The organism is Cognatishimia sp. (genome assembly GCF_049116455.1).
Lineage (GTDB): Bacteria > Pseudomonadota > Alphaproteobacteria > Rhodobacterales > Rhodobacteraceae > Cognatishimia.
The window spans coordinates 934,808-949,814 of sequence record NZ_JAGDYW010000003.1 but is presented as its reverse complement, the minus strand read 5'-3'; the positions used below and the strand labels follow the sequence as shown (position 1 = coordinate 949,814).

At 53.4% G+C, this 15,007-nt stretch carries 12 protein-coding genes; 4 read left to right on the top strand and 8 right to left on the bottom strand.

What is annotated here, in order from left to right; translation table 11 throughout:
* Positions 1-60: 60 nt before the first annotated feature.
* The 3 genes from gap to JXQ85_RS09675 all read right to left on the bottom strand — a co-directional run bounded on the left by gap (position 61) and on the right by JXQ85_RS09675 (position 3,386).
* Positions 61-1,062, bottom strand: a complete 1,002-nt coding sequence (gene gap / locus JXQ85_RS09685) for a type I glyceraldehyde-3-phosphate dehydrogenase (RefSeq protein WP_421748696.1) — start codon at positions 1,060-1,062, stop codon at positions 61-63.
* Between the two features lie 169 nt (positions 1,063-1,231).
* A complete protein-coding gene (locus JXQ85_RS09680; RefSeq protein ID WP_421748695.1) occupies positions 1,232-2,611 on the bottom strand; it encodes a cryptochrome/photolyase family protein in 1,380 nt (459 codons plus the stop codon).
* Between the two features lie 85 nt (positions 2,612-2,696).
* On the bottom strand, positions 2,697-3,386 hold the full coding sequence (locus JXQ85_RS09675; RefSeq protein WP_421748694.1) for a hypothetical protein: 690 nt from the start codon (positions 3,384-3,386) through the stop codon (positions 2,697-2,699).
* A 35-nt stretch (positions 3,387-3,421) separates the two neighbouring features.
* On the opposite strand from JXQ85_RS09675, the gene JXQ85_RS09670 reads away from it, so the two are divergent.
* On the top strand, positions 3,422-4,678 hold the full coding sequence (locus JXQ85_RS09670; RefSeq protein ID WP_421748693.1) for a helix-turn-helix domain-containing protein: 1,257 nt from the start codon (positions 3,422-3,424) through the stop codon (positions 4,676-4,678).
* A gap of 25 nt (positions 4,679-4,703) precedes the next feature.
* Here JXQ85_RS09670 and cueR read toward each other — a convergent pair whose 3' ends face one another.
* From cueR to JXQ85_RS09650, 4 genes are read right to left on the bottom strand one after another with little or no spacing between them, the layout of a single operon-like run.
* Positions 4,704-5,090, bottom strand: coding sequence for a Cu(I)-responsive transcriptional regulator (cueR, locus tag JXQ85_RS09665; RefSeq protein WP_421748692.1), 387 nt, complete (start codon positions 5,088-5,090; stop codon positions 4,704-4,706).
* 10 nt (positions 5,091-5,100) lie between these two features.
* Positions 5,101-7,335 carry a heavy metal translocating P-type ATPase gene (locus JXQ85_RS09660; RefSeq protein WP_421748691.1) on the bottom strand — a complete coding sequence of 745 codons (2,235 nt, stop codon included), beginning with the start codon at positions 7,333-7,335 and terminating at the stop codon, positions 5,101-5,103.
* Between the two features lie 25 nt (positions 7,336-7,360).
* The gene (locus JXQ85_RS09655; RefSeq protein ID WP_421748690.1) at positions 7,361-9,889 is read right to left on the bottom strand and encodes an ATP-binding protein; all 2,529 of its coding nucleotides are present in this window, start codon (positions 9,887-9,889) and stop codon (positions 7,361-7,363) included.
* A gap of 33 nt (positions 9,890-9,922) precedes the next feature.
* Positions 9,923-10,441, bottom strand: a complete 519-nt coding sequence (locus JXQ85_RS09650; RefSeq protein WP_421748689.1) for a molybdopterin-dependent oxidoreductase — start codon at positions 10,439-10,441, stop codon at positions 9,923-9,925.
* Positions 10,442-10,690: 249 nt separating this feature from the next.
* Here JXQ85_RS09650 and JXQ85_RS09645 point away from each other — a divergent pair, with 249 nt between their 5' ends.
* Positions 10,691-11,299 (top strand): response regulator, encoded by a 609-nt coding sequence (locus tag JXQ85_RS09645; RefSeq protein WP_421748688.1) that lies wholly within the window; start codon positions 10,691-10,693, stop codon positions 11,297-11,299.
* Between the two features lie 16 nt (positions 11,300-11,315).
* Here the strand turns inward: JXQ85_RS09645 and gndA are convergent, their stop codons facing one another.
* Positions 11,316-12,728 (bottom strand): NADP-dependent phosphogluconate dehydrogenase, encoded by a 1,413-nt coding sequence (gene gndA / locus JXQ85_RS09640; RefSeq protein WP_421748687.1) that lies wholly within the window; start codon positions 12,726-12,728, stop codon positions 11,316-11,318.
* A gap of 198 nt (positions 12,729-12,926) precedes the next feature.
* On the opposite strand from gndA, the gene JXQ85_RS09635 reads away from it, so the two are divergent.
* Entirely contained in the window at positions 12,927-13,847 is a 921-nt protein-coding gene (locus tag JXQ85_RS09635) for a lipid A-modifier LpxR family protein (protein WP_421748686.1), read from the top strand.
* A gap of 96 nt (positions 13,848-13,943) precedes the next feature.
* Positions 13,944-15,005 carry a Hint domain-containing protein gene (locus JXQ85_RS09630; RefSeq protein ID WP_421748685.1) on the top strand — a complete coding sequence of 354 codons (1,062 nt, stop codon included), beginning with the start codon at positions 13,944-13,946 and terminating at the stop codon, positions 15,003-15,005.
* Positions 15,006-15,007 lie beyond the last annotated feature (2 nt).

Here is a 15,007-nt window from a genome sequence, read left to right as displayed (position 1 = left end):
TTGATAAGCCGGGCGTTTGTATTTGGTGCGTGATTTGGCCTCGCGGGGCCAAAAGCTGGCTTAGATCAGTTGACCCATTTTAGCAGCCACATCCGCCATACGTGAAGAGAAACCCCATTCGTTGTCATACCATGCCAAAACGCGCACGGTGCGGCCGCCGACCACTTTGGTTTGGTCAGGGGCAAAGATTGAGCTTTCGGTAGTGTGGTTGAAGTCGATCGATACCTTGGCTTCCGGATCGTAGCCTAGAACGCCTTTCATAGAGGTTTCAGCCGCTTCTTTCACGATGGCATTCACATCGTCAACGGTGACGTCTTTGGACGCGACAAAAGTCAGGTCAACCGCCGACACGTTTGGTGTCGGAACGCGCATCGATGTGCCGTCCAGTTTACCTTTGAGTTCTGGCAGGACCTCGCCCAGTGCTTTTGCAGCACCAGTGGACGTTGGGATCATCGCCATGGCGGCAGAGCGCGCGCGATAAAGGTCTTTGTGACGGCGGTCCAGCGTTGGCTGATCGCCTGTGTAGCTGTGAATCGTGGTCATCAGGCCATTTTCGATGCCGATAGATTCATGCAGCACTTTGGCCAGAGGCGCCAAACAGTTGGTGGTGCAGGACCCGTTCGAGATCATGTTGTCGTTGGCTGTGAGCAGATTGTCGTTCACACCAAAGACGATGGTCTTTTGAACGTTTTTGGCAGGCGCTGAAATCAGAACTTTCTTTGCACCACGCTCTAGGTGCTTGGCCGCTTTTTCACCGTCGTTGAAATTGCCGGTGCATTCCAGAACCACGTCAACGCCAGTCCAGTCCAGCTCGTCCATGTCATAGGTCGAGAACATGCGCATCGGGCCTTGGCCCACATCCATGGTGCCGTTTTGGACTTCCACGTTGTTTGCGAAACGACCATGCACAGAGTCATAGCGGATCAAGTGCGCCGCTGTTTCAAGCGGGCCCGTGGCATTTACTTTTACAACGCGTACATCTTCGCGTGCGGCTTCTGCGATATGCATCAGCGTGCAGCGTCCGATCCGGCCAAAGCCATTGATGCCAACAGTGACGGTCATCTGAGTGTCCTCGCTCGATCCTGAAGTTGAGGTTGGTATAGACCTCTCTCGTAACAAGAAAAAGTAAAAACACCTTTTTTGTCAGTGTGTTAGCGTTAACGGTCGACGATGTGTGACCGTTGGCGATAACGGTTGCGGCACCGTTGGCGGTAACATTTGTGATGCGTGTTTAAGAGAGCGTTGCAAAGGCGTCCAATGCGCGTTGCCTTGATTCTTTTAGGTCCACAACTGGCTCGGGATAGCCGCCCAAGATTTGGGCGCGAATTTCAGCAGGTGCGAGCCACGGAGTAATGGCGTGTTTGGGCGGTAGCTCCCCCAGTTCCGGAACGTATGTTTTGATGTAATGCGCGTCAGGATCAAATTTTTGCGCCTGAGTGACCGGATTGAAAATGCGGAAGTAAGGCGCGGCGTCTGCGCCTGAGCCGGCGACCCATTGCCAACTGGCGGCATTGTTTGCGGGATCAGCATCGAAAAGCGTGTCGTTGAACCATGCCAACCCGTGCCGCCAATGGATGCGCAGGTTTTTAACCAGAAACGAGGCAACAATCATTCGCACGCGGTTGTGCATGTACCCGGTCTGCCAGAGTTCTCGCATCCCAGCATCGACAATGGGTATGCCCGTCTGCCCCTGCTGCCAGCGCTGCAGTGTCTCTGGGCCTGACACCCAAGGGAAACCATCAAATTTCCGGTTAAGGTTTTGATGATCCAGATCAGGGTTGCGAAACAGTAGGTGATGCGAAAATTCACGCCATGCCAGTTCAGATTTGAAATGCGAAAGATCGGTGGATGCGGGCAGGGCAGAGATAGCTTGCCAGATTTGATTAGGGGAGAGTTCACCAAAATGCAGATGTGGTGATAGGCGCGAGGTGGCATTGTGTCTGGGGATATCGCGGGCTGATTTATAGCCATCCAGTTGGTGGTCAATGAAGGAGGTCAATCGCTCCCCTGCACCGATCTCGCCGGGGGACCATGATTGGATGACTGATGTATCCCATCGCCGGATCGGCAATAGGTTTTGCAACACAGGTTCAATCGGAGATGCAGGCGCGATCAGGTCGAGTTGGGGCGCTGAGATTGTCGTGCGCGGAGGTGGGGCCGCCTGGCAGCCGCGTTTGAAAAACGGTGTGAAGACTTTGTAAGGCGTGCCATCGGGTTTGCTGACTTGCCAGGGCTCCCACAGAAGGCTGCCGTTGGTGCTGTGGACCGTGATGTTGTTGGCTTTGAGCATAGACATGGCAGTTTGATCTGTGGCTACCCCCTGTGGGTCATAACGCCGTGTCCAGGATACAGCTGAGACATCATGCACCTGAATGAGGTTCAAAAGAACATCTTCAGCCGCACCTTCAATGATGTGCAATTGACCATTCAGTGAGGCGTTGAGCGATGTCAGGCTGTGGAACAGCCAAAGCTGACTGGCTGCCCCCATGCGCGCGAGCTCTTTTGGGTCAAGGATATAGAGCGCAAGGGTTTGCGGCTGACCTCCAGCGCAGAGCGCAGGATTGTCAGCAAGCCGCAGATCTTTTCGGAACCAGTGGATTTTAACAGACACGCCAACACCTTTTGCTTTCTGTTGGAAAGCTAGCGCTATAGCGCGGTCTGTCTAGGGGCCGAGAGTGATTTTTTGTGTGATTTGGCTATTGCGCAGCCACCAAAGGTCTTGGTTGGCGGAGGGTTTTCCAAAGCCAAAACAGCATCAAAAGAATGATCGTCAATTCCGGCAAAGAAAGCAGGCCAGAACGCTGCACCGCTTCGGGGAATACAGAAGCCCCCGGACCGGTGAATGCCGAACCCGCGGCGATGAAAAAGCCAATACACATGCGCACAAGATGTTGGGCGATCCGAAGCTTATCTGAAATCTCTTCCCCAAATATCATTCGGATATCGCCCGCAAGTGCGATTGCGGCCATGGCGAATAAGAAAAAGTAGTCTTCCGCTGCGAAGCCAAACAGGCGCGTATCTGGCAAAGAGGTTGCGTACCAGCCCGCCGCAAACAGTCCTACCGAATTCAATAGGTTTACGACAGCGATCGCGGTGAACCCCTGTTTCGCCGATCTCATACGAATGCGTATAGATAGCACGCCGCTGCTCACCAAGGTCGCGCCAAGAATGCCGGCATGACAGGTGATCCAAAACGTTTCGTATTTCAGCGCACCAAGCAGAGCACCGAGGAGCGATGATAACCCCATGCAGATCGCAAAAACGCGGCCGGCACTGACATGAGTTTTACGGCCCTTGCGTGCGCCAAGTGCGATGGCACCGACCACAACGGCCAATGTACCAAGGGTGACATGTGAAAGTAAGAATACGCTATCTGAGGTTGGCATGAGCTGTCCTGTCTAGTCGGGAATTTGGCTCAGATATGCGCTTTTCAAATGTCCTGTCGTCCGCGCATGACGGCGAGGACAAATATATTCTGCTCGCCCGACACTTTGCTTGCGTTGAAAAAGTCGTTCAAACCTGCGTAACAAAGGATATGGAAACCGCCGCCATATTGACCCTCGCCGGGCTTTGTCTTGGGATTGCCTTGACGGGGCTCATAGCCGTGATGGTCAGGCAAGGGAAAACGCGCGAAGGGTACAGCCTTGCGGTGATCTATATCGCCTTCCTGGGAATGGTTGCGCTTCCGCTTTTCAAGCAGTTCGCCGAAGCTGCTTTGATCAATTACATGCCGATGCTGTTGATCCTGCTGCTGGCCCTACCACCTGCGTTTTACCATTTCATCTTAGCTAAGACATCGCAGGAAGGGCAGGTTTCAACAAACCCGGTTTCATGGCGCGATCTGGCTCTGCCAGCGATCGGTAGCCTGGTGTGCATAGGCTATTGGATCTTACCTGCAGCAGCCAAAGAAACCATGTTCATAGCCGGTGATTTACCATCAGGGATCTTGCCCGCAGGTCTTGCTTTAGCCACCTTCACGTTGATCCTCATCTGGCTGATCGCATCTTTTGCGTATCTCATCGCTGCGCTGCGCCATCTCACGGAATACCGCGCTGATGTCCGGCAGTTTTATTCAGATGTCGAAAGCCGAGATTTTCGCTGGATCGATGCGATGATGGTTTGGTTGGTTCTAATCTGGGCCGTGGGCGCGGGGTCACTGGCGGATGACAATCTAGCATCCTGCAGCTTGTTCATTCAGGAGCTGTTCTTGGGGCTGATTGCTGTTGGTTTGTTGGGGCTAAACCTCTTTGCCCCGATGGTGCCACAAGATTTGAACAAAGGCGCTGAAGAGGATGAAACGGACCAAAAATATGCGCGCTCTGCATTGACCGAGGATCACGCGGCAAAACTGGCCACTCGGCTAGAGGCAGCCATGCGCGATGATGCCCTTTATCTTGATCCAAGCCTATCCTTGCAGAAGCTGTCGCGACACATCGGGGCGCTGCCCAATCAAGTGTCACAAACGCTGAACCAAGAGATCGGCGTTTCCTTCTTTGATTATGTGGCGCGCTGGCGGGTTGAGGCGTCAAAGCCGTTGATCGCTGCAGGGGATACTTCTGTGCTGACAGTGGCGCTCGAAGTTGGCTTCAACTCGCGTTCAACCTTTTACAAAGCTTTTAAGCGTGAAACTGAGATGACGCCGAAGGCCTATCGTTTGGCCCATCAGACCGCGAGTTAGCTATTGGCATTTGGGGCTAGCTGGATCACGTGCCAGACAGATCTTTTAGAATAGGGCAGTCTGGTCGTGTGTCACCCGCACAGGCGGTGACCAGTGTACTGAGCGTGTCGTGCATATCCTGCAGTTCTGCCATTTTCACTTCGATATCTTTGATATGCGCAACCGCAAGCTTGCGCACTTCGGCGCTTTCGCGGTCGGTGCGATCATAAAGCGATAGCAGTTTGCGGCATTCCTTGAGGTTGAATCCAAGCGCGCGGGCGCGGGCCAGAAAGCGCAACCGGTGCAGGTCGGTGTCTGAGAACTGTCGGTAACCATTTGCACTGCGCGTAGGGGCCACCAGACCGAGTTCTTCGTAGTAACGGATGGTCTTGTCAGGCAAACCACTGGCTTTTGCGATGTCACCGATGTTCATGGTGTTTCCTTTATATTCCGTCTGATGGCGCTTGAAAGCGCCGCAACCGTAGCGCGTTCATGACTACAAAGAGAGAACTGGCCGCCATCGCCGCAGCGCCCAGCATGGGCGAAAGTTGCCAGCCAAACCAAGGGTAAAACACGCCTGCAGCGACGGGAATGAGCAAGCTATTATACCCAAACGCCCAAAAGAGGTTTTGTTTGATGTTGCGAATGGTCGCGTCCGACAGCGCAAGCGCATCGGTGAGCCGGGTCAGATCCGGGGTCATCAGAACCACATCTGCGGTTTCAATGGCTAGATCGGTGCCCTCGCCAATGGCAATACCAACATCCGCCTCGGCAAGGGCTGGGGCGTCATTGATCCCGTCGCCGATAAAAGCAATCGACCCATGTTGGGTTTTCAGAGCGCGCAAACGGCTGGATTTTTCCAGAGGCGTGACCTCGGCATTGTATGTGTCGATGTTCAAACGTTCGGCCAAGTGGCTGACAGCCGGGGTACGATCCCCTGAAATCAGCGCTGTCTGGCGTCCATCAGCATGAAGCGCTGCGATCATCGGGGCTGCGGTTGGCCGCAATTGATCCTGCAACGCAAAAAGCGCCGCGATTTGATGGTTGAACGCAAGACAGACCAAGGTCTGCCCTTTGGCTTCTGCCGATTGAACAAAAGATGCGTGAGGGGATAGATCCAACCCAAGATCAGCCGCGAACTTCAGAGAACCAAGTTGAGCTATATGTCCGTCCACCTCTGCGCTTAATCCGTTGCCGATATGGACCTTTAAATTGCGAACGTTGGGGGTAGGATCGTCTTGGTGTGCGGCTAAAAAGGCTTGCGCCAAAGGGTGCTCTGATTGGCTTTCTAATGCAGCGGCAATCGCTATTGCCTTGCTTGAGGTCATATCTGCAATGCAATAGGTCTCTGCAATGACGGGCGTGCCCATTGTCAGTGTGCCGGTTTTGTCAAAGCCAAAGACCTTGGTGTTGGCCAATCGTTCCAAAGCTGCTCCATTGGTGAATAAGACTCCCAATTGAGAGGCGCGGGTGCTGGCCACCATGATCGACATTGGCGTCGCCAACCCCATGGCGCAAGGGCAGGCAATAATGAGCACCGAAACCGCTGCGATCATTGCGCGAGACAAATCCTGGTCCGGGCCTAGAAGGATCCAAGCCACGAAGGTCAGCACAGCAATCGCCATCACGCTTGGGACAAATATGCGGACCACTTGGTCGACAGCAGATTGAATGGGTAATTTGTGGGATTGTGCAGTTTCCACCGCCTGCGCCACTTGAGCCAGTACCGTGTTCTGTCCAACCTGAGTGACTATAATGGTGATCACGCCTGCTCCGTTTACCGAACCCGCATGTATTTGATCACCGGGTGTTACATGCACAGGGAGGGGCTCCCCAGTCATAGCAGAGGTATCCACATCGCTTTGCCCGTCAATCACCTCGCCATCAACGGGCGCACGTGTGCCGGGCTTGATCAGGATGTGATCCCCAACGGTTAAAGACGCGACGGGAACTTTGGTTTGCTGTCCAGCCTTCAGCAAAACTGCGGATTTTGGCATTCCGGAAAACAGGGTGCTCATCGCAGATCGAGCGCTTTGTTTAGCGCGGTCTTCTATCCAGCGACCCAGTAATATTAGCGCGACGATGACAGCGGCGGCTTCAAAGTAAACGTTGCGCGCGGCCTCTGGAAAGGCTGAGGGCGCGATCAAAACAAGTGTCGAATAGGCCCAGGCCGCAAAACTACCAAGTGCCACAAGGGAATCCATATTTGGTTGGATCCGCAAAAGAAGCGGGCCACCGATTTTAAAGAACTGCCAGCCCGGACCAAATAACACCGCAGCGGATAATAGACATTGCAGAGCCCAGATATTGCTTTGCCCAAAGGTTGCAAATTGCCAGTGATGAAAGGCTGGCCAGACATGACCGCCCATTTCCATCAAAAACACCGGGAGCGCCAAGGCCATAGCCCAAAGCGCTGTTTGACGGGCTGTCTGGCCGGTTTTCTCCGGAGTCTTTCCGGAGTTTTCCAATGCCACCGATGCTTCAAAACCCTCCTTTTGAGCTGCGCGTATGGCTTTGTCTTCCAAACCAACGGGGCCGGTGAGATAGGCCTTTCCGGTCGCAAAGTTCACGCGCGCGGCGTCGGCACCTGCGATATCGGTCAATGCCTTTTCAAGCCGCAGCGCGCAGCTTGAGCAGCTCATTCCGTTGACATCGATGACTATGTTCTGAGTGGCCAATGTGACAATCCTTCTGATTGTCAGCTTAGATAGGGCCTCCAGTAACTGGAAGGTCAATATTTGAAGTTAAATTTTTCTGCGCTCGCGAAAAAGCTGTTTGAGATTGTTGCCACAAAGGTTGCAACTCTTTACAGGCCGCTGCGGTTTTGGTCCCGATTGGTACGTCAGAGACCGCCTTACTGAAAGCGCTCAGACCTAAAACGGCCGCAGCACCAGCCAGTTGGTGTCGGTCATTCGCGAACTGCTCTGCAGTGACTGGGCATTGGTTTTGCAAATAACAGTGCTTCAGGAAGGCATCGGATTCCTGCGAAAGCGTGTGGAAATGGCCATTTATTTGATCTGGCTGCAGGTTCTCGAAAATGTCTGCGATGACATTTTGATCCAGAATTGGATGTTCCATCGTAGGTCTCGCGCTCGCGGAATGACTTTCAAGCAGCTCCCACAATGCGCTCAGAGAAAGGGGTTTGCTGAGCACGCCAGTCATTTGCGCGTCTTTGATTTCTGGTGCGTCGATGCCAATCGATTGCGCCGTAAGCGCCACGATTGGCGCTTTTGCTGAGGCTCCAGTGGATTGGCGAATTTGTTTGGCCGCAGCAAAGCCATCTAAACCGGGCATGCTGATGTCCATGAGGATCACGTCAAAGGTCTCACGGTTTGCAAGTTCAATTGCCTTTGCGCCACTGGCCGCGACTTTCACGCAGTGCCCCGCTTTATATAGCAACTCACCGGTGACCATCCGGTTAATATCATTGTCGTCCACCAATAAAATACGCCGCGGTGTTGTAGTCTGGCTTGTGATCCTCGTTTGGGTTTCTGGCTGTGTAACAAGGTCCTCCAAAAGCGGTAGCCTGAACCAGAACAAGGATCCTTCGTGCCGGATGCTTTCAACATGAATTTGCCCCCCCATTGCTTGAACGAGGCGCTGGGCAATTCCAAGCCCCAGGCCGATGCCAGATTGCGGGCGACTGTAGGACCGGTCGACAGAATAGAAATCTTCAAACAGTTTGGGCAGTTCATGCTGCTCAATGCCTTGACCAGTGTCGCTCACGCGGAACTCGAGCAAATTAGATTCAGCGCACCTGTCCACTTCCAGACGAATTTCACCCTGTTGCGTGAATTTGATGGCATTGCCGATGAGGTTCAAAAGGGCCTGCTGCAACATTGATGCATCGCAGGTGACGGATTTAGGGATATCTGAGGCGCAGATGCCAACCAATCGATTGCCGTTCTTTCCTGCGGCGGCTGATTGGCTTTCGATCAGATCATCAATCAAATGATGCAGATCGACGGCTGTTTCTGTTGGTTTAACCGTTGGGTCCTCTTGTCGGGTGAGGCTTAGGATATTCTCGACGTGATCGCTGAGGATGTTGCCAGAGGTCTCGATGGCATCTGCATAGCGGTTCTGATCTTGGGACAACTTTGTTCCCTTAAGCAGTTCTAAAGCACCTTTTATCCCATTCAGGGGCGTGCGGATTTCATGGTTCATGACCGCAAGTAACTTGGATTTTGCCTTTTCACCGGCCAGAGCCTTGTCGCGTGCCTCGATGATTGTCTGACGTGCCATAAGCCGTTCAGAAATATCACGCACATAGGCAACGTACACAACGCTATCGCCATCCTCGTTGGATGCTTTGGCCAATCGGGTCAAAGATATTTCTACCGGAAAGGTGTTACCCTCGCGACGCATGCCTGTTGTTTGCAAGCGCCCCTGATTTGCTAACCCTGAGTCGCTTGGGCAATAGAACTCTTGCTCTGTAAGGCCCTGAACAAGCGTACTTAAATGTACATTGGGTTGCTCATCTTTAGGGAGCCTGAATATGTCATTTGCTGCTTGGTTGGTTTCAATCACCATGCCTTCGCGCGTGGTCACCAAAATACCGTCCAGTGCGGTGCTAACCATGGCTTGAACACGCGCTTGTGAGCGTTGCATTTCATCTGTCTGGGTCTGTCCGCGCACATACATCCGCCTCAGAATGAGCGACGTGACCGCCAGCCCGACAATTAAGTAGACCGCCAATACGAGTAATTGGAAAAGCGTGGCGCGTGTGGATTCCCGCAAGATCAATGAATGATCCGCTGCGTTGTCAAAGCCCATAAGCACGATGGCGCGGATTGCGGGCTGGACGTCTTGAGTGGCGATTTGCAGCGCCAAGAGATCCTTTGCCGGGAGGGGCGACACCGCATTGTCCAAATGTAAGTGCAGGGTTTCTAGATAGGTTTGGACGGCGTCAAAGTTTGGTTTTGACTGAGGGTCTACTCGGAATTCTTCGAACAAATCCCCATCGCGCAGAATAGATACACGACTATAAAAGAGATCAAATCGAAATTTAATATGCTGTAAGTGATCCGGGTGATCCTCATCAATGATGGCATTAGACAAGCGATGGAATTCGGTTTCGATTTGCGAGAATGACCAAAGCATATCCCCCGAGTGGGCCTCGGTCAGCGCATCGATGCGCGTGTTGACTGTGCGGATCGAGTTCACGGCTTGAACAGATATCACCGCCAATATAATGGCGGCGGCTGTCAATTTTAAGCCATTCATTAACGTCATTGAACTTTAATCCCTAAGCGGTAGGGCGCCAGTCTAATGCACGATTTCGATGCGGTCCAATTGCCAGATGCTACGCGAGTAAATGGTTTCGGATCGGTACTCTTCATTGTGATCAAACGGGTAGATCAGCCACAGCGGTCCCTTATTGCGCACTGACATGGTTTCGCCGTTGCGCATGTAGGCAATAATCGGTCCGCCTTCTTTGGCATCATCCAGAGGAATTTCAACGTGGTAGTCGTTGATCGCACTGGCGCGAATGTGGCCTTCTTGGATGCCAAGACGTTCGATAAGGGCGTGCAGCGGGACGCCGGTGAACTCCTGGATGCCCTCGGTCCAGATGGTCGAGGTTGCAAAGGTTTCAGCAGGCAAGGCCTGTAACATGGCAATGTCAAACAAAGCGTGGCCGTTTGGAGCAATATCGTGGTGCGCGCCTTTTACAGACAACAGAACATCCCCTGTCGGAGCGCCCATGACTTGCACCTCGGTGTCTGCGGCGGCGGCGAAGGGCAGGTGCATGAGCACGCATAATGCCAGTCGTTTCAAGAGCTTCATCGATTGATCCTACCTTTGTAATTAAGCAGGATTTTATCCTGTTTATTCTGCAAAGGGACCTGTCCCGAAGGGAGGAAATCTATCCAAAAGGGTAGGCGCGCATACGATTTTCTAAGACATCCGCACCTATTCTGAAGTATACTCTACCTAAAGTGCATTATTTTCACTGTTTGGTGCTGTGATTGGCGTTTGCGCCTCTAGGCACCTCAATCTATGAGTGCAGCGTGTTTGCTGAAAATGGGTGGTGCTATGCGAATTTTAATTGCCGATGACCACAGCATGGTCAGAGAAACCCTATCGGCTTATCTGGAAAATGCGGGCGATGCTGACGTCGCCTTGGCCAGTTCGTTGCCTGAAGCTTTGGATGTCGGCAGAAGGGAAGGACCGTTTGATCTGGTTCTTCTTGATTACAATATGCCTGGGATGTCTGGGTTGGATGGCTTAAAACGTGTGATTGACGCAAAGATATCTAATGGTGTGGCTATTCTGTCTGGCCAGGCTCCGCAGAAGGTTGCACAGGATGCAATCGAACTCGGCGCAATTGGATTTTTGCCAAAAACCATGACGGCGCAAAGCCTCGTGAATGCCGCGAGATTTATGGCGGCGGGCGAAGTATTCTATCCTGTCTCCCATATGACGGAACAAGCCGCGGAAAATCCAATTGCACAGCAATTAAGCCAACGTGAGGCACAGGTTCTGGACGGTTTATGCCGCGGCCTGGCCAATAAAGAGATCGCACGCGAATTGAACCTTCAAGAGGTGACGATCAAGCTACATGTGCGCACGCTTTGCAAAAAGCTTGATGCGAAAAATCGGACCCATGCTGCAGTGATTGCTAAAGAAGCAGGGCTGTTTTAGTTAGCCGTTTTGCCTGTTAGCTGCGTTCTGCGTGCCATGGCCCATGATGTGCGCCGTCTTTGTCGAGCCGCAGGAAAGAATGCGCCCCAAAGAAATCGCGCTGGCCTTGGATCATATCAGCTGTCCCGCGGGCCTGACGGATTTCATCAAACCAAGAAATCGCGGACGATAAGGCAGCCACCGGAAGACCGGATAGAACTGCCTGCGCGACGACGCGACGTAGGGCTGGCATTTTCTCAAGCAAAATCGAGGCAAAGTGATCTGATAAGATCAGGCGCCCTTCAGGCATTTCCGAACGGAACGCGGTCGCAATATCGTCAAGCAAGGCTGAGCGGATGATGCAGCCTTCGCGCCAGACTTCGGCGATCTGGGCGAAGTCGAGTGACCAGTCGAATTCGTCTGACGCCGCTTTGAGAATGCGGAAGCCCTGCGCATAAGACAGAATGCGCGCTGCAAGGAAGGCCGCCTCAAGGTCGTCTTCATCAAAAGACTGCGCGCTGAGTGCGCCGGTGCCCAAAATACCAGCGGCAACCTTTCGCGTGTCGCGTTCTGAAGAGAGTACGCGTGCGCCGACGGCGGCTTCGATAATGGATGCGGATTGTCCCATGCGGATGGCTTCGATCACGGTCCAACGCCCAGTGCCTTTTTGTCCGGCCTTGTCGACAATGATGTCGAGCACAGGTTTACCCGTTTCAGGATCAACTGCTGCAAGGATTTTAGAGGTAATTTCGGTGAGGTAGCTTTTCAGAATGCCATCATTCCATCGCGCGAACATAGGCGCGATAGATGCGGGTTCACGACCCTCGCCATCGCGTAGTAGGCCATAGATTTCTGCGATCAACTGCATATCGGCATACTCGATGCCATTGTGAACTGTCTTCACAAAATGCCCGGCACCGTCTGGGCCAAAATGCGCCACACAGGGTGTGCCTTCATGTTTTGCAGCAATCGCCTCAAACACAGGGCGGATTGGTTCCCATGCGCTGGGCGAGCCGCCGACCATCATCGATGGGCCGTGGCGTGCACCCTCAGCGCCTCCGCTGACGCCAACGCCAAGATAATTGATGCCGGCGTCTTCGACCCGTTTGGTGCGGGCTTGGGTTTCGCGAAAATCACTGTTACCGCCATCGATGATTGTATCTCCGCCCTCAAGAAGTGGCAGCAGCGCATCGATGGACATATCAACCGGAGCACCGGCGGGTACCAAAAGAATGATCGCACGCGGTTTTGGCATTGCGGATACCAATTCAGCCACGCTGTTGGTTTTGGTAAGGCGCGTCGCAAGTTCACCAGCGCCATTGATCAAATCGTCAATGGTTGAGGGGGCTAAGTTATAAAGCGCAATATCATGGCCATTTTCTGCGATGTTAAGCGCCAGGGCGCTGCCCATGGTGCCCACTCCGATTAAACCCATCGACGCTGTGGCCATTGTTGTGCTCCGCTTCGTAAAATTTTCTCACCTAAATCATGGATTTGAATAAAAGGCTATGCAAAGTCCGATCGGCTTTCGCGCCTCTGCCGTGTCAGGTGTTTCCCGAATACAACGTTTGGCTGTGCAATGCCTGTGGTTGCTTTCCTTTAGGGTAAGGCGCGCTACTCTGCGCACAAGTTGATCAAGCGGGACGTTATGCATAAAATTACCACGAAAATTGCGGGGCTTGCCCTTGCGGGCCTCACGCTGCTTGCGCCGATGTCGGTTGCGGCGGAGCAAATTGGCTATGGCCGCCTTATCGTGAACGATTTCCTCGGCGATGGGCAGGACCGCTGGCGGTCTGGATCAATTGTCGGCAGCCATCTGTTTGGTCAGCCTTGGGATGGTGCGCATCCGGATCGTTTCGGCGACATTATTGAATTGCGTATTCTTGGGCAGGTGATTGCGCCGGCGAACTTGCAAACGCCAAGCGCCACTGACCGCCCCTATGCAGGGGCATTGTCCATCGGTGCACATACGCATTTTGAACAGAGCGGCTTTGACATCGCGCTTGGGGCTGATCTGACTTTGGTTGGGCCAAGCACCGGGATTGGGCACCTGCAGGATGGGTTGCACAGTGCCTTTGGGATCGCTGGTCCGTCTTCTGCGGTTCTGGATGCGCAGGTAGGCAACACGCTGGCAGTCACAGGTGTGGCCGAAGTGGGCTATGAAATTGAGTTCAGTGAAAACGCTCGGTTGCGACCCTTCGTCGAGGCGCGCGCAGGTGATGAAACCCTAGTGAGGGCCGGGTTTGATTTTGTGATTGGTCAGTTTGGTCATGACGAATTGCTTGTTCGAGATCCTGTCAGCGGGCAGCGTTATCAAACCACATATCAAAACCGGCAAGGCTGGTCGTTGTTGGCTGGGGCTGACGTTTCTTATGTGGACAGCAGCATTTATTTGCCCGCCTCATCGGGCGTGACATTGGAAAACACGCGCGAACGCTATCGTTTGGGTCTGAATTGGCAAGGTGAAAGCACCAGCATTTACTATGGTGCAACCTGGCTAAGCCCAGAATTCACTGGCCAAAATGAAGGCCAGGTGGTCGGTGCATTGCGCATTAGGTTTGATTTTTAAGTCACTGGTATCAGACCGAGATTCATTAGGGGCTTCCCAGATCGAATCACTTTTGTTAACGTCACCTCAATAATAATTTGAGGCAGGACACGAGACATGGGGACGGGCTTTCTTGGCACGTTCGTCATCTCTTGGTCGCAAACAGAAATTGACGGTCTTGGGACTGCACCTATAAGCGCAATAGAAAAAGGCGCGGTGTGGTCATGGCGCGGAGACGCCATTCGGGTTGATGGCCCGTCTGAGCTGTTGCGACTAGAGCGGGGCGAAAGCGAGCAGATCTTGCGGCGCAAGGCGGCTGGCATGGTGCGCAAACTGGTTGGCGCGGCCATCAGTGGGTCAAGCCGTATTCAAGACATTGATGTTGATGAGCCTCTGCAAGACAGCTGTTTTGTCGTCTCTGACGGACAGCAAAGCTATACCGTCACATTGATCGACGTGGAAAACGGCAGCAAGCTTTTGATGTTTGTTGACCAAATGCCGCCTAAGAACACCGATCTGTGGGTTGTGCATCACACGCTTGATATGGCCAGCGATGATCCTTTGGATCCAGAGGCCACGCGGGTGATTTGCTTTACGCCGGGCACGTTGATCGAAACCATGGACGGCCCCACGCCCATTGAACAGCTGCGTGAAGGCGACCGGGTTGTGACCAAAGACAGTGGTGCGCAAGAAATTCAGTGGCTTGGTGCCCGTAAGATGACCGGTGCACGTCTTTTTGCGATGCCGCGTTTGCGCCCTATTCGGATCAAGCCGGGCGCATTGGGACACGACTGGCCACAACGCGAGTTGGTGGTTTCCCCAGAGCATCGGGTTTTGGTGCGCGGAGAAGTGGCGCGTGCGTTGTTTAATACGCCAGAGGTGCTGGTGTCAGCGCGTCAGCTGGAAAACGGCAGTACCGTGACCCGCGATTATCGCATGCGTGAAGTGACTTACATGCATTTGATGCTGCCACGTCACGAGATCATTTTTGCCAATGGCGTGGAAACCGAAAGCTTTCATCCAGCAGATGCCGCAATGTCGGCTTTGGATGCAGAGGATCGTCAACGTTTGCTGGGGCTCAACCCAGATTTGGAAGTGCGCCCCTATACTTATGGCGATCATGCCCGCCGGCAATTGACCGCCTCAGAGGCCGCAATCTTGCGGCATGAGGCAGCCTAGAC